General features: G+C 67.4%; 14 protein-coding genes. 9 read left to right on the plus strand and 5 right to left on the minus strand.

Annotated features, from left to right (window positions below):
• Positions 1-96: 96 nt before the first annotated feature.
• The 9 genes from rsfS (at position 97) to ACIQ6O_RS00170 (ending at position 14,134) form a co-directional block, all read left to right on the plus strand.
• On the plus strand, positions 97-477 hold the full coding sequence (gene rsfS / locus ACIQ6O_RS00130) for a ribosome silencing factor (protein ID WP_396205735.1): 381 nt from the start codon (positions 97-99) through the stop codon (positions 475-477).
• A gap of 5 nt (positions 478-482) precedes the next feature.
• Entirely contained in the window at positions 483-3,764 is a 3,282-nt protein-coding gene (locus ACIQ6O_RS00135; RefSeq protein WP_396205736.1) for a hypothetical protein, read from the plus strand.
• A gap of 291 nt (positions 3,765-4,055) precedes the next feature.
• Entirely contained in the window at positions 4,056-5,552 is a 1,497-nt protein-coding gene (locus tag ACIQ6O_RS00140) for an SPOR domain-containing protein (RefSeq protein ID WP_396205737.1), read from the plus strand.
• A complete protein-coding gene (locus tag ACIQ6O_RS00145; RefSeq protein WP_396205738.1) occupies positions 5,549-6,967 on the plus strand; it encodes an SPOR domain-containing protein in 1,419 nt (472 codons plus the stop codon). Before ACIQ6O_RS00140 ends, ACIQ6O_RS00145 begins: the two co-directional genes overlap by 4 nt.
• The gene (gene smc / locus ACIQ6O_RS00150; RefSeq protein ID WP_396205739.1) at positions 6,967-10,554 is read left to right on the plus strand and encodes a chromosome segregation protein SMC; all 3,588 of its coding nucleotides are present in this window, start codon (positions 6,967-6,969) and stop codon (positions 10,552-10,554) included. Before ACIQ6O_RS00145 ends, smc begins: the two co-directional genes overlap by 1 nt.
• Positions 10,551-11,600 (plus strand): hypothetical protein, encoded by a 1,050-nt coding sequence (locus ACIQ6O_RS00155; RefSeq protein WP_396205740.1) that lies wholly within the window; start codon positions 10,551-10,553, stop codon positions 11,598-11,600. The genes smc and ACIQ6O_RS00155 overlap by 4 nt, the downstream gene beginning before the upstream one ends.
• Positions 11,601-11,604: 4 nt before the next feature.
• A complete protein-coding gene (locus tag ACIQ6O_RS00160; protein WP_396205741.1) occupies positions 11,605-12,363 on the plus strand; it encodes an MBL fold metallo-hydrolase in 759 nt (252 codons plus the stop codon).
• A 19-nt stretch (positions 12,364-12,382) separates the two neighbouring features.
• Positions 12,383-13,417 carry a 3-deoxy-7-phosphoheptulonate synthase gene (gene aroF, locus ACIQ6O_RS00165; RefSeq protein WP_396205742.1) on the plus strand — a complete coding sequence of 345 codons (1,035 nt, stop codon included), beginning with the start codon at positions 12,383-12,385 and terminating at the stop codon, positions 13,415-13,417.
• Between the two features lie 39 nt (positions 13,418-13,456).
• Positions 13,457-14,134, plus strand: a complete 678-nt coding sequence (locus ACIQ6O_RS00170; RefSeq protein ID WP_396205743.1) for an outer membrane lipoprotein carrier protein LolA — start codon at positions 13,457-13,459, stop codon at positions 14,132-14,134.
• 173 nt (positions 14,135-14,307) lie between these two features.
• On the opposite strand, the gene ACIQ6O_RS00175 is transcribed toward ACIQ6O_RS00170, so the two are convergent.
• The 5 genes from ACIQ6O_RS00175 to prfA form a co-directional block, all read right to left on the minus strand.
• Complete coding sequence (locus ACIQ6O_RS00175) at positions 14,308-15,951, minus strand: S41 family peptidase (RefSeq protein ID WP_396205744.1); 1,644 nt, start codon at positions 15,949-15,951, stop codon at positions 14,308-14,310.
• A 15-nt stretch (positions 15,952-15,966) separates the two neighbouring features.
• Positions 15,967-16,734 (minus strand): dTMP kinase, encoded by a 768-nt coding sequence (gene tmk, locus ACIQ6O_RS00180; RefSeq protein ID WP_396205745.1) that lies wholly within the window; start codon positions 16,732-16,734, stop codon positions 15,967-15,969.
• Positions 16,727-17,077 carry a YlbF family regulator gene (locus ACIQ6O_RS00185; protein ID WP_396205746.1) on the minus strand — a complete coding sequence of 117 codons (351 nt, stop codon included), beginning with the start codon at positions 17,075-17,077 and terminating at the stop codon, positions 16,727-16,729. Before ACIQ6O_RS00185 ends, tmk begins: the two co-directional genes overlap by 8 nt.
• A 28-nt stretch (positions 17,078-17,105) precedes the next feature.
• Positions 17,106-18,008 carry a peptide chain release factor N(5)-glutamine methyltransferase gene (gene prmC, locus ACIQ6O_RS00190; protein WP_396205747.1) on the minus strand — a complete coding sequence of 301 codons (903 nt, stop codon included), beginning with the start codon at positions 18,006-18,008 and terminating at the stop codon, positions 17,106-17,108.
• The coding region (gene prfA / locus ACIQ6O_RS00195) for a peptide chain release factor 1 (RefSeq protein ID WP_396205748.1) at positions 18,005-18,832 on the minus strand (828 nt) is incomplete at its 5' end. The genes prfA and prmC, both read right to left, overlap by 4 nt.

Consider the following 18,832-nt stretch of genomic DNA (forward strand, 5'->3'; position numbering starts at 1 on the left):
AGTCGTATGTTTCGAAGCAACCTTCGCCTGTAGCGTGGGGTACGAAGTTCTCCAATGGAACTCCGCCCTGCCCTGAGGCCCTTACCCGCAATACCCATGGCTGAACGACGCCCGAGCCCCGGAGAACCCATCGCCCGCCGCGCTGCTGCGCTGGCCAGCGACATGAAGGCCACTGACATCGTGGTCCTCGATCTCCGGGGAGTGACGGATATGACGGATTTCTTTGTTATTGCCTCCGGGACCTCGGACACCCATGTCCGGGCCGTTGCGGAGCACATCCAGGCAGGGTTGAAGTCGGGTGGCGTGTCTACCACCATGACCGAAGGCCTCACGCAGGGACGGTGGGCACTGCTCGACTATGCCGACTGCGTGATCCACGTTTTTCATCCGACGTTACGGCAGTTCTACCAGCTCGAACGGCTCTGGGGTGATGCCACCCCGCTCGCGCTGGGCGCCGAAATCACGCAGGGAGCGTAATTCGCATGACGCAGGCGACGCGGTGGTCACGACTCGGTTCGACGTTGCACTTCGCGGTCGCGGCCGCGGCGTTGGCTGTTTCGGCAGCCGTCACGCCCGCCGGCGCCCAGGGCTTCTTTGGGCAGAACCAGGTGCAGTACGACCGGCTCAACTGGCGCGTCATCGAGACGGAGCACTTCAAGCTCCACTACTACCCGCAGATCGCCGATGTCGCGCCCGAGGCCGCGCGCATGTCCGAGCGCGCCTACGCGCGTCTCTCGCGCCTCACGGCGCATCAGTTCCGCGAAAAGAAGCCCATCCTGATCTTCGGGTCGTCGGGCGACTTCGCGCAGAGCAACGTGTTCGGCGACCTGGGTGAAGGCACGGGCGGTGTCACTGACCCGCTGCGTCAGCGCATGGCGCAGTTCTTCAGCGGTGACTGGGCCAGCTTCGAGCACGTGCTCATCCACGAAATGGTGCACGTGTTCACCTTCGACATCTTTTCGCGCGGTCGCGCGGGCGCCGGGTTGCAGAACCTGGCGATGGTGAACCCGCCGCTCTGGTACATGGAAGGGTTGGCCGAGTACCTGTCCATCGGCCCCAATCATCCGTGGACCGATGCGTGGGTGCGTGATGCCGTGGTGAACAATTCGCTCCCCACCATCGCGCAGATGACGGAGCGCCCCGACCGGTACTTCCCGTATCGGTACGGGCTCGCGCTGTGGCAGTACGTGGGCGCGCGCTGGGGCGACGAAGTGATCGGCGAAATCATGAACGCCACGCCGAGCCTTGGCATCGATCGCGCGTTCCGCCGCGAAATCGGCTTGTCGCTCGACGAGCTGAGCGCCGACTGGAAGGCGGCGATGCAGGCCAAGTACATCACGGCCGCGGCCACGCTCGACCGTCCCCGCAGCTTTGCCGAACCGCTGCTGTCGCAGGCTCGGACCGGTGGCCTCGCGCCCATCTACGTGGCCCCTGCCCTCTCCGACGACGGCAAGTACATCACATACGTGGGCTACGGCAGCCTGCTCCGGGGCGAAGTGTTCCCCGAGCTGTTCCTCGCCGACGCGACCACGGGCAAGCGACTCAAGCGGCTGGTGAAGACCACCACCAACCCCGACTTCGAGCAGCTGCGCTACATCTACTCGCAGCCGTCGTTCTCACCCGACGGCAAACTGCTCGCGTTCACCGGGCAGCGTGGTGGCCGCGACGTGCTCTACGTGCTCGACGTGAAGTCCCGCAACATCGTCAAGCGCTTCGATTTCGAGCTCGACCAGGTGCTCAGCCCGAGCTTCTCTCCCGACGGGCGCCGCATCGTGTTCAGCGGTATGCGCCACGGCACGAGCGACCTGTACATCGCCTCGATGGACACGCCGGGCTTCACGCAGATCACGAAGGACACGTATGGCGATCTGTCGCCGGCGTGGTCCCCGGACGGCCAGTCGATCGCCTTCGTGTCGGAGCGCGGCCCCGACACCGACATGGACATCCTCAAGATCGGTCCGTGGCGCATTGCCCTGTACGACTTCGAGACGCAGAAGATCACCCTCGTTCCCGGACAGGGCGGCCGCAACATCAACCCGCAGTGGGCGCCCGACGGCAAGTCGCTCGCCTTCATTTCCGATCGCACCGGCATCGCGAACATCTTCCTGTACGATTTCGCGGACAAGGAGCATTACCAGCTCACGAACGTGCTGGGCGCGGTGACGGCCGTGGCCGAGCAGTCGCCGGCGCTCACGTGGGCGCGCGGCGCTGATCTCATGGCGTTCGTGTACTACGAGAAGACGGACCACGCGATCTGGAAGATCCAGAACCCGCGCAAGCTCAAGAAGCAGCCGTTCCGTGACAACGTGGTCGTGGCGCAGCGACCGCTGCGTGACGGTGGCGCCAGCAAGGCGTCGGCCGCTCCGGTCGACCCCACGGCACATCTGCGCCGCGCCACCATGACCGACACGGCCGCCGCGCGCCAGAGCTTCTATCGTCCCACCACGGGCGCAACCGCGCGCGTGTCGGCCGATCTGCCGGCCAGCGTGCTTGCGCGCCAGGCAGAAACGGTGAGCGTGAAGGCGATGCTCGACAGCTTCGACTTCAATCTGCCAGACACCACCGGCCTCAAGGACGAACGCTACAAGGGCAAGCTCACGCCCGAGTACGTGGCGCAGCCGAGCATCGGCTATCAGCAGGGCGGCTTCGGCCAGGGAACCTACGGTGGCACCACCATCGTGCTCAGCGACCTGCTGGGCGATCGCCGCCTCGCGCTCTCGGGCTCGATCAACGGGCAGCTCAGCGATGCGCAGGTGTTCGCGGGGTACACGAGCCTCGGCCGTCGCCTGCAGTACACCACGGGCGTGATCCAGCAGCCGCTGTATCTGTTCTCCGGCTTCTACGAGACGCCGCAGAACGGCAGCCAGACGCAGTTCGTGCAGACGCAGGAAATCACGCGACTCGTGCTGCGGCAGGTGTTCGCGGCCGGCCTGTATCCGCTCAACCGCTTCACGCGCTTCGAACTCGGGGCGCGCTTCCAGAACGTGGATCAGCAGGTGTTCTCGTTCAACCGCGGTGTCGATTACGGCCTCGGCTTCTCCACCGGGTTCGAGCGCGGCCCCACGCGCAACATCGCCTCGGCCAACACGATCTCGCCGTACATCGCGTGGGTCACCGACAACACGATGTTCGGCTACACCGGCCCAATCTCCGGGCGCCGCGCGCGCCTCGAGGCAGAGCCGAGCGTGGGCACGTGGCAGTACACGCAGTACACGGTGGACACGCGGTCGTACATCCCGATTCTGTTCAACTATGTCACCTTCGCGACGCGCTTCACGTCGAGCCTCACGGTGGGACGGGACGAAGCGCGGTTCCCGAAGTGGATCGGTCGACCCGACTTCGTGCGCGGCTACAACCGCGAAGACATCGGGTCCTTCGGCTGCACCGGCCTGCCGAATGACGACGGCAGCAGCTGCAGCGCCTCGGAGCTGATCGGCAGCCGCGTGGCGTTTGCGAACGCCGAACTGCGGTTCCCCATGATCCGCCGCTATGGCAACCGCACGAACCTGCTGGGTGGCCTCCCGCCCATCGACGGGCTGTTCTTCTACGACGCCGGTGTAGCGTGGTCGAAGGGGCAGAGCGTGTCGCTCTCGCGGCCGGCGAACCTGAGCGTGGACACGGCGCGCGGCCTACTGCAGAGCTACGGCTTCGGCATCCGCATGAACCTGTTCGGCATCGCCGTGATCCGCTGGGACTGGGCCGTGCCGGTGAGCCGGCCGGGCGCGAGAGGGTTTGGGACGTGGTTCTTTGGGGCGTCGTACTGACCGGGCATCCGTGTGTTTCACGGATTCCGTGGCTGGGGGAACGGAAGCTGATGGAACGGGAGCTTCACCCACGGGAAGAGCCGCGGGCCACGACGATGTCGCGGCCCGTTTGGCTTTCCCTGAATCGGGCAGGGGCGTTCCCGTGGGTGAAGCTCCCGTCCCACCAGCTCCCGTAGTTGAGCTTCCGCCTCGGGAGCTTCCGTGGTGCCGCTGTTTTCCGCGTCCCGAAACAACCCCAAAGCCAAGAAGCAACCCCTCCCTTCCCTTCCCTCGGACGGGTACTTTTCCCTCGTGCGCACGCTCCTCGCGTCGGCGCTCGTGCTCCTCGCGTGCGGCTGTGCCGACGGCTCGTCCCGCCCTTCTGGAGCCGACGCCCCTCCCAGTGTTCCTGCCGGCCCTGATCCCATCGTCCTGCGCGTCGCGCGGAACGGTGGCTTCCTTACGGCTGCCCGCTATCCGGCGCTGGACACAACTGTGTGGCGTTCCTCCGCGCTCCTGCCGGCGCTCGATCGCATGGTCGCCTTCGGCGCCGACGACGGCTACCTCGCCGCCATCGATACCAGCGGGGCCCCGGTGCGCATTGATCTGCGACTCGGCACAGTCACGACCTTGCGTAGCGATACGGTGCGCGTGGTGTCGTCGGCCGACGGCGGCTCGATCTTCGGCCTCAACACCGCCGGCGAGATCGTGCGCTTCACCCCGAGCGGCGGCGACTGGCGCATGAAGCCCGCGCTCCCTGCCCAGGCGCTCTTCGCGCAGGCCGACGGGTCGCTCATCGTGGCGGGGGCGCGAAAGGATCGCGTGATCGTGTGGCGCGTGCGTCCGCCGCAGCAAACCGTGTCCGATAGCCTCTCGTTCGCCATCGGCGACGATGAACGGGCCATCGCCGACGCGCTGCAGCGTACTGCAGGTGGCGTGGGGGACCGCGTCTTCGTGGGTGCCGGTGAGAATGTGCTCGCGGTGCGCACACGCGACTTGGGCAAGGCGCTCGACGTGGACATGGGCGATCCGGTGCGCGCCATCGCCGCCACGCCCAGTGGGGACCGTCTGTTCGTGGCCCTCGCCGGCGAGGAGGTGCTGCGCATTGTCGATCGCTTCGAAGAAGGCATCACCGGCAAGATCTCGCTGCCTGGTGAAGCACGCGCCCTGCGCATGGACCCGCTCGGCCGCACAATGCTGGCGCGCGGCAACGGCGATTCGGTGTTCGTGGTGAGCCTCGCGACCGACGAGGTCGTTGGCGTCATCCGTACGGCATGGCGCGGCGATCTGCCGTTGGTCCTCCCCGATGCGAGCATCGCCCACACCCGCGGGGCCGATGTGGTGTTCGCGCATCCACGTTCACTGAAAGACATGCGCACCGTCGCCGGCGGCGCGTCGTCGTTCTGGCACACCTTGCGGTGGAACGGGTTCCGACCGCGCGCGGCCGGGCTCGACCAGCCGGTGCAGTTCCGCACCAGCGCTCCACGCGACTCTGCCGATCTCTTCCCCGATAGCGTGCGCGCGACCACGGACAGCGGCGGCGCACGCCCCGACAGCGCCGGCATGGCCGGCACGGCGGCCCCGGGACAGTTCACGGTATCGTTCGCGGCGATTCTCGACGAGGCGCAGGCGCGATCCCTCGCCGCTCGCATCCGGGTGGATGGACAGTCGCCGCGCATCACGTCGTCGGAACGCGCCGGCAAGACCTTGTATCGTGTAGTACTCGGGCCCTTCTCGTCACGCGCCGATGCCGAGCGCGTGGGTCGGGCCTCGGGCCAGAGCTATTGGATCTTCGAGGGCGTACCATGACCGCACCCGGTTCACTGATTGCCCCGTGGGAGGTGGAGGGACGCCGCCTGTCGCCGTTGCTCGATGGCGTGAGTGCGGTCGTGGTGGCGGCCACGGATCCTTCCATTGCCGTGAGTGTGGCGATCGGCGTCGCCCGCGCGCAGGGGCAGCGCCGTCGCGTGGCGGTCGCCGATCTCATCGGCGAGTCGCCCGCCATCGAATCGCAACTGACCGGCGATGACCCGCACGGGATTGCCGACAGTTTTCTGTACGGCGTCTCGTTGAACAAGATCGCCCGCCCCATGCAGGGGGCCGACAATGTGTTCCTCATGCCCAGCGGCACGGAGCCGGTGGACAATGAAGACGTCTACGGCAACGAGCGGTGGCGTCGACTCGCGGCCGGGTTTCATCAGGTGGGTGCGCTGCTCATCGTGGTGGCGCGCCCGCAGGTGTCTGGTTTCATGGCGCTGTGCGGCCACATCGGTGCCCTGATGCCGGTGGGCGACACGGCGTTCCCCACTCCCCCGGGTATGCCGCTCATTGCGGCGCCGGCGGCGCCGGCGGCAGCGACGGCGGCGGCTCCAGCCGCGGCCCCGGCGGGCGAGGCTGCAGCACCGCCGCAGCGCGCGAGCCGGGCGCGCGCCCGCGAGGCCGCGCAGAAGAACGAGGAAAGCCGCACCCGCATGCGATGGGTGCTGCTCATCCTGCTCGCAGCGATCGCTGTGGCGGTCGGTGCGCTGTGGCCGCAGATCGCCGAGCGTCTCCCGGCGCCGTTGTCGTCGCTGCTGCAGCGCGAACAGCCGGCGGCCGATAGCGCCACCGTCGTTGTCCCGCCGACCCGCATGGACACCATGCCCGGAACGGACAGTGCGCGGAGCGACTCGGTGGTCTCCGACAGCACCATGGGCGATAGCACCATGAGCAGCGCCGTCACGGCGCCACCGCCGCCCATTGCCAATCCCGCCGACTCGGCGTCGGCGGCACGGTACGCCGTGTACTTCGCCACCGCGAATACGCGCTCGGGAGCGATGCCCGACTCCAAGGTGCGCGCCCTCGAAGCCGTAGCGCTGTCGCCGGTGCTGGAGGGCAATGAACAGTGGTTTCGCGTGACCGTCGGTGCCGCCAAGTCGCGGGCCGATGCCGAAGGACTGTTGGCGCGCCTGCGCACCGACAAGGTGATCGGCTCCGGCTCCATCGTGTCGGTGCCCTTCGCCTTCCGTGTGGAGTCGAAGGTCACCACCGCGCTTGTACCCACGCGCCTCGCGGCGTTGAGCACGCGCGGCATCATCGCCTATGCGCTCCGTCAGGATGACGGCAGCGCCACGATTTACACCGGCGCATTCGAGTCGCCGCTGCAGGCGACCGCGCTTGCGGATTCCTTGCGCGCCGCCGGTGTCGCGCCTGTGCTGGTTTATCGAACGGGGAGAGGGTTCTAGTGCGTCTGACGAAGCTCGAGGTACATGGCTTCAAGGCCTTTGCCGATCACTTGGAGTTCGTGTTCGAAAAAGGCGTGACGGCCATTGTCGGCCCGAACGGTTCTGGCAAGTCGAACGTCTCCGACGCCGTGCGCTGGGTGCTCGGCGAACAGCGGGCGCGCGCGATGCGAGGCGCGAAAATGGAAGACGTCATCTTCCACGGCTCGTCGGCGCGCAAGCCGGTGAACATGGCGGAAGTGTCGCTCCACTTCGACAACACCGAGGGTGAGCTCCCCATCCCGTTCAAGGAAGTGGTGATCACGCGGCGCCTCCTGCGCAGCGGCGAGAGCGAGTACCTGCTCAACCGTGCGCCCTGCCGTTTGCGTGACATTCAGGACCTCGTCCGTGGCACCGGCCTCGGTGCCGACTCGGGCGTGGTGATCGAAAGCAAGATGATCGATGCCCTGCTGTCCGATCGCCCCGACGAGCGTCGCGAGCTGTTCGAGGAAGCCGCCGGTGTGGGGCTCTATCGCGATCGTCGTCGCAGTGCGGAGCGTCGACTCGAGGAAACCACCACGGACCTCGCGCGCCTCGATGACCTGATCAACGAAGTGCAGAGCCAGGTACGTTCGCTTGCGCGCCAGCGCCGCCGGGCCGAGCGACATGCCGAACTCACGTCCCGGCGTTTCTCCGTGGAAATCTCCCTCGCCGTGCGGGAGATGGCGGCGTGGAAGGACGAACTCGAGGCCCTCGATGGGCGTCTCGAGGAGCTGCGCGGCGAAATGCCGGGCGCCGAGGAGTCCATCGCGGCCGCTGAACTGCAGCGTGAGGAATCGCACGCCGCCCGCAGTGCGGCCGAGGCCAGCCGTGTGGAATTGGCCCGTCTGGCTGCCGAGCAGCGCGACAAGACGCAGAAGCTCGAGCGTGAACTGGCGGTGGCCGAAGAGCGCCAGCGCAGCACCACGCAGCGGAAGCTCCGCGCCGAGCAGGAGCGCGAGGAGAATGAAGCCTTCGGTCGACGCCTCCGCGAGGATCGTGAGAGGGCGGCGACCGATCGTAGCACACTGGAACGCGAGCTGACTGACGCCGGAGAGGCGCTGCAGCAGCGTCTCTCCGCTGAGCAGGTGGCCCGCGAAGCCGTACAGCGCGCACGAGCGTCGCTCGACCAGCTCGAGCGGCAGGTGCGTGAGCACCGCGATCAGGCGCGCCGTGTCGAACTCGATCGCGACGGCGCCGCCCGTGAGCAGGCCGAAACGCAGCAGCGTCGCGAAGCCCTCGAAGTGGAGCGTCAGAACCTCGCCGATGCGCTCGATACCATCGAGCGTGAGCTGATCACGGCGCGCGAGACCGTGCAGCTCACGCAGGAAGCGGCGCAGGAGGCGATGCACGAGTTGGAAGGCGCGCGTCTTGCTGCCGCGACGGCGCGTACCGCTGACGCCGAATCGCGAGCGATGCTCGCCAACGCAGTGCAGTTGCGCACCAATCTCGAAGGCAAGATGAACGCGCTCGCCGCGCTCGAGCGCGAGCGCGTCGGTCTGGCCCCCTCGGCCGCCAAGCTGCTCAAGGAACGCGAGCGCTTCGGTGACGGCGCGGTGCTGGGGCCGCTCACGGACTTCCTCACCGCCGACGGCGACACGGCCAAGCTGGTGGAGCGCTACCTCGGCGCCACCATGCACGCCATCGTCGTGCGCGATGCCGACGCGGCCTTGGCCGTGCGGCAGTGGCATGCACAGGCGCAGCCAGGGCCCATCCTGCTGCTGCCGCTCGATGTCATCAGCGATATCGGCACGCTCGAAGGCGCTCTCGCCGGCAGCGTGCAGACGCAGGGCCCCGCGAGCCGCTGGGTGCAGGCACTTCTCGGTAAGGTGCGCGCCCTCGATGGCGGTGACGCGTTCGTGGACGAGCGTGGTGCGGTGTACCTCCCGGGTAATGCCGGTGGCCCCGGTCCGCTGCAGCGTCGCGCCGAACTCACGCGCCTCGAGAGTGATCTCGCGGCGGCCGATGCGCGCCGTGACGAAGCGGCTCTCGCCGCCGAGGCGGCGCGCCTGGCGCTCGGAGAGGCCGAGCGGGCACAGCAGATGGCGATCGAGGGCAACAACCGGGCGCAGCAGGAATCGCGTCGGGCGGTGGAAGTGCAGAACGAGGTGGAGCGCCGTCGTGAGCGCGCCGAGCGCGAACTCGCGCAGTCGAGCGCGCTGGCGGAGCGCCTGGTAGCGCGGCTGGAAGAACTCGAGCAGCGCACCAAGCAGCTGGCACAGCAGGCGGAAGCACTGCATGCCCGCGCCGGTGAGGCCGACACCGACATCACCACGGCGCGTGAAGAGCTGAGCCTTGCCGAGCGCGATCAGGAGCAGGCGCGCGAGGCCCGCGCGACCTGGCAGGTGGCACAGGCACAGGCACAGGCGCGTCTCAGCGTGGCCATCGATCGCGAGAAGCGCCTGCTCGAGGAGGACAGCACCGCGGCTGCGCGTATCGAAGCGCTGGCCCGTGAGCTCTCCACGCTCAGCGAAGCCGACCAGAATCTTGCGCAGCAGCTCGATGGCTGGCGGGCGGAGCTCGACACCGAGCAGAAGAATCTCGCCGACGCCGACGGGCGGCTGGCGGAGGCGGAGCGCGCCGTGGCGGCCGCGACGCACGCCACTGATGCGTGCGAAACCACGCTCGATGAAGCGCGTCGTCGCGCCACGGCGTTGGGCGAGCAGCTGCATGGGGCCCAGCTTCGCCACACCGAGCTCGCCGGCCGTCGCGAGACTATCAAGTCGCGTCTCGAAACGGAATGGCGTCGGTCGCTCGACGACCTGCTCACCGGGTTCGAGGAGCTCGACCTCCCCACCGACGAACTGCGCACCGAAGCGGCGACGCTGCGTAGCGCACTCGACGAGTTGGGGCCGGTGAATCCGCTGGCCATCGAGGAGCACGAGGAAGAACAGCGTCGTCTCGAGTTCCTCACGAGCCAGCGCAATGACCTCGTGGCAGCCAAGCAGTCGCTGCATCAGGCCATTCGCGAAATCGACAGCACGGCACGCGAGCTGTTCCTGGCCACCTTCTCGCAGGTGCGCGAGAACTTCCGCCAGATCTTCCTGCGCATGTTCGGCGGTGGCGAGTGCGATCTGCGCCTCGAGAATCCCGATGCGCCGCTCGACTGCGATATCGAAGTGCATGCGTCACCGCGCGGCAAGAAGACGCAGCGCATTCATTTGCTTTCGAGTGGCGAACGTGCGCTCGTGGCGCTGTCGCTGCTCTTCGGCATCTTCCTCACCAAGCCGAGCCCCTTCTGCCTCATGGACGAAGTGGACGCGCCGCTCGACGACCAGAACATCGGGCGTTTCGTGAAGATGCTCAACGACTTCAAGTCACGTACGCAGTTCATCGTCATCACGCACAATCCGCGCACCACGAGCGAAGCGGCCGATGCGGTGTATGGCGTGACGATGCAGGAGCCTGGTGTGTCGAGCATCGTGAGTGTGCGCCTGCGTAACGGCCCGTCGATCGACGAAGAATCGTCGGCCGCCAATGTGCCGGCGGCAGACGGCGCATTTGATGCGGGCTCGGATGTGACGGCAGGCGAAGCGGACGAATCCCCCGAAGCCGAGCCGTCGCCGGCGTGACGAGCCGTAGGGCGGTGACACGTTGGGGGGCGATCCTGCTGTCGTGGCTGACAGTGGGTCTCGCCCCTTCGGCGTTACGGGCGCAGGTGGTGATCGTGGACGGCCCCGGCCCTGGTGTGCTGCCGTCGCTCACCCCGCTGCTCCAGGTCCGCGCCATCGGGCTCGGCCCGGCCCGCCCCATCCAGTACACGGTGCAGGTTTCCACCACGCCCGATTTCACGGCGTTGGTGCTCGACAGCACGTTCAATGCGGCCGACACGGTGGTCAGCGTGCAGATCACGCGCCCGCTGCCAAGTGAGGCGACGGTGTTCTGGCGCGTGGCAGCGCGAAGCGCACTCGGTCCACAGGCGCTGTCGAACAGTTCGGGTTCGCGTCAGGTACCGGCGTGGCTGTCGCTCATCGCCCCCAATTCTCCGGTGGGCAACGCCTTCGACATCCGCCGGCCCCTCCTGATCTGGCGGGTGGCGCCGGTGGTGAGCAGCATCGGGCCGTGGCGCTTCGATCTTGAGATTACCACCGCCGGGCGACCGGAAGTCGCCGTGAGTGGCGTGCGCGACACCACCTTCCGTTCCTTCACCGACCTGCAGGCCAACACCTCGTACCGCTGGAACGTGCGCGCGTCGCTCCCCAACGGCGCGAACGTTCGCGTGTACAGTCAGGGCAGCTTCGTCATCACCGACCCGCCGCTGCCCACGACCACCCTGTCATACCAGAACTTTCCCAATCCCTTTCCCACGGCGGCCACGCAGTCCACCTGCTTCTGGTTCGATGTGGGGAAGAGCGGCGTGAAGGTCTCGCTCGACGTGCTCGATCTGCGCGGCAATCTGGTGAAGCGCATCGTGCCCGCCGACGATGGTATCGAGCGATTCGACGCGGGGCGATACGGTCGCGGGGCGCCGGGCGCCGCGAGCAATTGCGACAACCGGTTCGTGTGGGACGGCACGGCGGCCGACGGGCGAACGGTGGCTCCCGGCGTATATCTCGCGCGCTTCCGCGCCGACAACGGCACGCCGACGTATCGGAAGATCGTCTTCACGGGACGGTAACCCCATGCGCCTGACCACCATCGGCACGGGCACCGCGGCCCCACATCCCACGCGCGTGGCGTCATCGCATCTCGTCGAATGCGGCGAGGTGCGGTTGCTGCTCGACTGCGGCAGTGGGGCCGTACATCGCCTCGCCAATCTGGGCGTCGACTGGAGTGGCATCACGCATGTCGCCCTCACGCACTTTCACGCCGACCACATTGCCGATCTGCCACTCCTCATCATGGGGTGGCGTTGGGGCCAGCTGCCGCCGCGGAGTGCACCCGTGACCATTTATGGGCCCTCAGGAACCGGTGCGCTGCTGGAACGGATGGCGGGGGTGTATGGCGCCTGGATGCTGGCGCCAGGGTTTCCACTCACGGTGCGCGATCTCCTGCCCGATGAGATCATCCGATTGCCCGGCGGCGTGGCGTTGCAGGCACATCCGGTACCGCATACCGCCGAGAGCGTAGCATATTCCATCAGTGAAGGAACGCAGCGGCTCGTTTACACCGGTGACACCGGAGTGAGCGAATCGCTGGGCCCGTGGGCGCGCGACTGTGATCTGTTGCTCGCCGAGTGTTCCCTGCCCGACACCATGGCCCTTCGCGAGCATCTCACGCCGCGGCAGGCCGGCGCGTTGGCAGCACAGGCGGCTGCAAAGCGGCTCGTGCTCACGCATTTCTATCCGCCCGTCGAGTCCGTGGACATCGCGGCCGAGGTGGCGGAGCATTACGCTGGCCCGGTGGTGTGTGCCACCGATGGCTGGTCCATCGACTTCTGAGTTTTTCCGAGGACGTGACATGCTGGTCGTGATGCAGCCCAACGCTTCTTCCGCCGATATCGATCGGGTCTGCGAAGAGATCACGCGTCAGGGCTTCAAGCCCCTCCCGCTGCCGGGCGAAGTCCGCACGGCGATCGGTCTTCTTGGTGATGACGCCAAGGTGGACTGGTCGTACATCGAGGGGCTACCAGGCGTGTCCAGCGTGCTCATCGTGCAGAAGCCGTTCCGTCAGGCGTCGCGCGAGTGGAAGCCGGAGACCACCATCGTGGAAATCGCGCCGGGCGTGCGCTTCGGCGGCACCGATGTGCCCATCGTGGCGGGGCCGTGCTCGGTGGAGAACGAGACGCAGATTCTCACGGCGGCGCGCCAGGTGAAGGCCGCGGGTGGCGCCGCGCTGCGTGGTGGCGCCTTCAAGCCGCGCTCGAGCCCCTACGCGTTTCAGGGGCTGGGCAAGCAGGGGCTGGAACTGCTTGCGTTGGCGCGGCAGGAGACCGGGCTCGCGATCGTGACCGAGGCGATGGACGAACGCGGCGCCGACATGGTGGCAGAGTACGCCGACTGCATCCAGATCGGTGCGCGCAACATGCAGAACTACTCGCTGCTGCGGCACGTGGGCACGCTCAAGAAGCCGGTGCTGCTCAAGCGCGGCATGGCGGCCACGATCAACGACCTGTTGCTGAGCGCCGAGTACATTCTCGCCGAAGGGAATCCCAACGTGATTCTCTGTGAGCGCGGCGTGCGCACGTTCGACAGCGCCACGCGCAATCTCTTTGATCTGACCGCCATCCCGGTGGTGCAAAAGCTCTCGCATCTCCCGATAGTGGCCGATCCGAGTCACGGGACGGGGCTGCGTGACAAGGTCACCCCGATGGCGCGCGCGGCGGTGGCTGCCGGTGCCGATGGTATTCTTGTGGAGATGCACCCCACTCCGGAAAAGGCGCTGTCCGACGGCGCGCAGTCGCTGTATCCGGCGCAGTTCGATGAGCTCGTGAAGCAGCTACGCACGATTGCGGCGGCGATCGGGCGCTCGGTGACGCCCCCGCCGGGTGCGTGAGTTACGGCACCTGCTTCATCGACACGGGTATTCGAGCACATGACGAAATTGACGTACTCCGCATTCGTGATCGCGCTCTCGGCAGCGACCACCGCGCCGCTGCCGGCCCAAACCGGCGCCGAGACGGCATACGACCGCATCGCGAGGGCGTGGAAGGACACGCGGACGCTCGAAGCCAACTTCGAGCAGAAGATCACCAACCCGCTGCTCGGGCGTTCGGCCAGCGCCAAGGGCGTGTTCCTGCAGGAGCGGCCGGGCAAGGTAAGCATCACGTTCACCCAGCCCGCCGGTGACCGCATCGTCGGCGACGGCAAGACGCTGTGGGTGTATCTGCCGAGCAGTGCGCCGGGTCGCGTACTCAAGCTGCCGGGCGATGCCGACGGCGCCATCGTGGCTGACCTGCTGGGTCAGCTGCTCGACACCCCCAAGCGTGCGTTCGTGATTTCCGGCGGAGATGTGGTAACCATCGACGGCCGTACCACGCGTCGCGTACAACTGCTGCCGCGCAATCCCAACACGGTGCCGTTCCAGAAGGCCACCCTGTGGCTCGACGAGAAGGAGCCGCGCCCGGTGCGCGTGCAGGTCATCGACGGTCAGGGCGTCGACCGCACCATCACGCTCACGTCGTGGTCACCCGACGCCACGCTCCCCGGCGACGCCTTCAAGTTCAGCGTGCCCAAGGGCGTGAAAGTCTCGACCAAGATCGCCGGGCTGTAGTCCTCCCTGGTTCTCCGGAGAAGTGGAGAAAGGAGGGAACTGATATTGGGAGAAAAGGGGAAAGGGAGAAAAGGAGTTGGACATCATGTGATGTCTCCTTTTCTCCCTTTTCCCTTTTCTCCTATTGTCAGTTCCCCCTTTTCCCCTCTTCTCCCCGGGAGGGGAACCGCGAATCAAGGCACCGTGACGGCGCGCCGCGTTTCGAGATTGCCGAACACATCGCGCGGAGTGCGGGCGCCTTGCAGCACCTGCGTCGCGCGCTGGAGCGTCGCATCGTCCTGCGTGCGTCGCAGGAATTCGGCATCACTGCCGAAAGACACGCGCGCCATCTCGTAGCCCAGCGACCGCGCGATCCATGGTCCCGCGGCGTCGTACACCGCGCGCGGCGGCGCGACCTTCCGCTGCACAAGGTCCGCGTAGATGTCGTCGAGATCGGCCCGCGTCACCGGATCGCCCGGTGACTTCATCGTGCGACGGTGCTGCTGGGCGTGCTTGCTGAGCGCATCACGGTAGGCGCCCAGATTCCGCCCCATCGCGCGGGCAAGCACCTGCACCGGCTGCGGCGTGATCGTGTCACCCACGATCACGTCGGGCGTGATGCCACCGCCGCCGAAGACCGTGCGTCCGGCATCGGTACGGAAACGCGGCTTGATGGTGTCGGGTAGCGATACGCCGCCTGTGTCCGGATCGATCTCATCGTCCTGCGGCCGCTCCACTGGACGATTGATGCTGCGCCCCACCGGCGTGTACCAGCGCGCGATGGTGAGCCGCAATGCGCTGCCGTTCGAGAGCGGATAGACATTCTGCGCGCTCCCCTTACCGAAGCTGGTGACACCGAGCACCACCGCACGATCGTGATCCTGCAGCGCGCCGGCCACGATCTCCGAGGCGCTCGCGCTCGAGCGATCGACGAGCACGGCCAGCGGCAGCGTGGGCCACCGTTGCGGCTGGGAGTCGGTGAACGTCTGCGGCGGAACGCCGGCACGTCCGCGCAGCTGCACGATGCTCTGCCCGCGGTCGAGGAACAGCTCGGCGACAGCCACCCCCTGCTCCAGGAGGCCGCCCGGGTTACCACGCAGGTCCATGACCATGGACCGCGCGCCCATCTTCACCAGGGAATCAATGGCCGCAGCCACTTCGTCGGCGGTGAACGCGTTGAAGACGTTCACGTCCAGGTAGCCCACACCATTCTGCAGCAGCGCGACACGCTGCACGGCCCGCAGATGCACCTTGTCGCGAGTGAGCGTGAACACCTGCCGCTGGTTCTCCCGCTCCACGGTAAACGCGACCGTTGTCCCGGTGGGGCCGCGCAATCGTCGCAGCACTTCCTCACGATCGAGATCCTTCGTGCTTTCCTTGCCGATGAGCACGATACGGTCACCCGCGAGAATGCCGGCCCGCTCCGACGGCCCGCCGATCAGCGGCTCGATGACGATGGGCCATCCGTCACGGATGTCCACCTGCAGGCCGATCCCCGAGAACGTGCCGTTCATCTGTTCGCTCAACCGACGGACACGATCTTCCGTGAGGAACGAGGTGAACGGATCGTCGAGTTCGTTGAGCATACCCGTGACCGACTTCGCGTAGATGGAGTCGGGCGGGATGGAATCCACATACTTCTGCGCGATCGCGGCCACCACCTGATCGAACAGACGCGCGCCGCCGAGGGGCGCGCGTGACGGTTGCGACGCCGCGGTGAGATCCCGGCCGGCCCACCAGCCGCCAACACCAAGCAGCGCGCCGAAGCCGAGGGCCGCGACGAGGGCGCGCAGTGGACGGCGGGTAACCGCGGGGGCGTCGGGAAGAATTTCGGGCATGAAGGCTGTACGGACTCAGAGCGCGCCGAGGGCCGCCGTGGCCGCTGCGGCGAACCGCTCAGGCCACCGCGCCACCAGCGCCTCCAGACAACGGCCGGTCACCGCGTCGGCGGCACCCTCAGCGGGTACCGCGACCACCGGACCGACTTCCGGATGCTGTGCCTGCCATTCGGCGCTGACGGCGCGATCGAACGCCTCGCGCACGCGCTCGTGGAACGCGAGATCCTCGCGCTCCATACGATCGGCGGCCCCGCGCGCGTGCATGCGCGCCTGCGCCTCAGCGAGGGGCAACGACAACAGCAAGGTGAGATCGGGCGCGAGGCCACCTGTGGCGAAATGATTCACCGCCCGCAACGACGACATGGGCAGCCCACGACCAGCCCCCTGATACGCATAGGTGCTGAGCAGGAAGCGGTCCACCATGACCACGGCACCGCGTTGCACGGCGGGGGCGATCACGTCACGCACGAGTTGCGCGCGTGAGGCGGCGAACAGGAGCGCCTCGCTTTCCGCGGCAAGCTGGGACGCCGGATCGAGCAACAGCGCACGGATGGCGTCGCCCGCCGGCGTGCCACCCGGCTCGCGAACGGCAACCACGTCGTGCCCCACCGCGCGCAAGGCGTCGGCCAGCCGTGACCACTGAGTGGTCTTGCCTGCCCCTTCGCCACCTTCGAGCACGACGAACACCCCGCGACGGTCTGCCGCCGCGAGGGACACACTGTCGGCCCTCGGACTGTCCAACGCGTCGTCGACCATGTCGGCGGCGGCCAAACGCTCAGCCAAGAATGATCGGGCTCGCGGCACCGGTGCGGATGCCATCGGCAATCCACTGGTTCACGCGCAGCATGAGCTTGTCGAAGTTGTCCTGTGCGCTGATGGCCGCCTGATACGCCGGGTTCACCTGAACCTGCTGCAGCAGCGTGTCGAGCTGCTGCTCCATGTCGCCCGTGGGTTCCTCACCGCGGTCGATCATCGCCTGCGCGTCCTGACGGATCTTCTCCATCTGCCGAAGGATCGTCGTGGCCTCGCGGTCGTTATTGAGCGCGTCGCTCGAGCGCTTCACGGCCTTGTATTCCTCGCTCTGGCCGATCGAGCGGCCGAGATCCTTCGCCTTGTCTTCGAGCATGAATCCGGCCTCCCGGCCGTGGAATGAGTTACTCCGGCGGCGTGCGGGCCAACAGCACCCGGTCACGCCCCGCGAGGTCCTGCTTGACCTGCACCACGTCATACCCCGCAGCCGCGGCCATGGCCGCCACGGGCGCCGCACGGTTCGCATCGAGCTCCAGGATCAGCCACCCGCCGGGCTCCAGCAACGCTCGAGCGTCCTGCACCAGCACCTGATACCGGGCGAGCCCCCCGTTGGCCGCGAACAGCGCCAGGGTGGGCTCCCAGTCGCGTACGCTGGCCGGCAGCCGCACGGCTTCCTCGTACGCAATGTACGGGGGATTCGAGACAATCACACGGGCCTTCTCGTGGTCAGCCAGCCGGGCCCGCAGCGGCGCCAAGTCGGCCCCGTGCCGGAACTCGACGGGAGCCATCGCCACCCCCTGCTGCCGAAGCCATTCGGCGTTCTCCTGTGCCACGGCGAGCGCCTCCAAGGAGACATCGGTAGCCAGCACCGCATCGAAACGCCCTTCGGTGGCGAGGGCGAGCGCAATGGCCCCCGACCCGGTCCCGATGTCCACGGCCAGCCCGCCTGGGGCGGCGGCGGCGACCTGCAGCACCTCCTCCACCACCACTTCGGTCTCAGGGCGCGGAATCAGCACGCGGCTGTCCACGCGCAGCACAAGATCGCGGAAGGGGGCCTCGCCCACTGCATAGGCCAGCGGCTCCCCACGGAGCCGTCGATGCAGCGCGATTTCGATGTGGGCAGCCTCCCCCGCGCGCAGCGCCGGCTCGGCCACGAGACGCTGGGCCAACTCGCCGGGAGAAAGGTGCAGCACCCCGGCGACGAGCAACCGCCCCTCGCGAGCAGCGTCCTGACGGACCTCCGGCTCGAGTTGCGCGCATTCGCCAATCAACGACACCACACGCTGCACCACCTCGCGCAACGTCACCCGGCGAGGCTCTCCTCGGCATTCGCCAACTGGATAGCGTCGAGGAAGCCGCCAATGTCGCCGTTCATCACGCCGTCGATATCGTACAGTGTGACGCCCACGCGATGGTCAGTCACGCGCCCCTGCGGGAAGTTGTAGGTGCGAATCTTGGCCGACCGGTCGCCGGTGCTCACCTGCGATTTGCGCAGGCGCGAGCGCTCCGCCTCCTGCTCGGAGAGGCGCAGGTCGAGCAGCCGGGCGCGCAGCACTTCCATCCCCTTCGCCTTGTTCTGCAGCTGCGACTTCTGATCCTGCTGCGAGACCACGATACCCGTGGGGATATGCGTGATGCGCACGGCCGAGTCGGTCGTGTTCACGCTCTGCCCGCCGGGGCCCGACGAGCGGAACACGTCGATACGGAGGTCCTTGTCCTCGATGCGGACATCGACCTCTTCCGCCTCCGGGAGCACCGCCACCGTAGCCGCCGAGGTGTGAATACGTCCCTGCGATTCGGTGGCCGGCACCCGCTGCACGCGGTGCACGCCGCTCTCCCAACGCAGTACGCCGAAGGCGCCGTCACCGATCACCTTGAACACCGCTTCCTTGACGCCACCCACCGCCCCGTCGGACCAGGAGATGGCCTCGATGCGCCAGCCGCGCCGCTCGATAAAGCGCGTGTAGAGGCGCACGAGGTCGCCGGCGAACAACGCGGCCTCGTCGCCGCCTGTCCCCGCACGGATTTCCATGATCGCCGGACGATCGTCGAGCGGGTCGCGCGGAATGAGCAACGGGAGCAGCGCCTTCTGCAGCTGCTCCACTTCGATCTCCAACCGCACGACCTCAGC

It is taken from the genome of Gemmatimonas sp. (assembly GCF_044345575.1).
In the GTDB taxonomy this organism is placed as follows: Bacteria; Gemmatimonadota; Gemmatimonadetes; order Gemmatimonadales; family Gemmatimonadaceae; genus Gemmatimonas.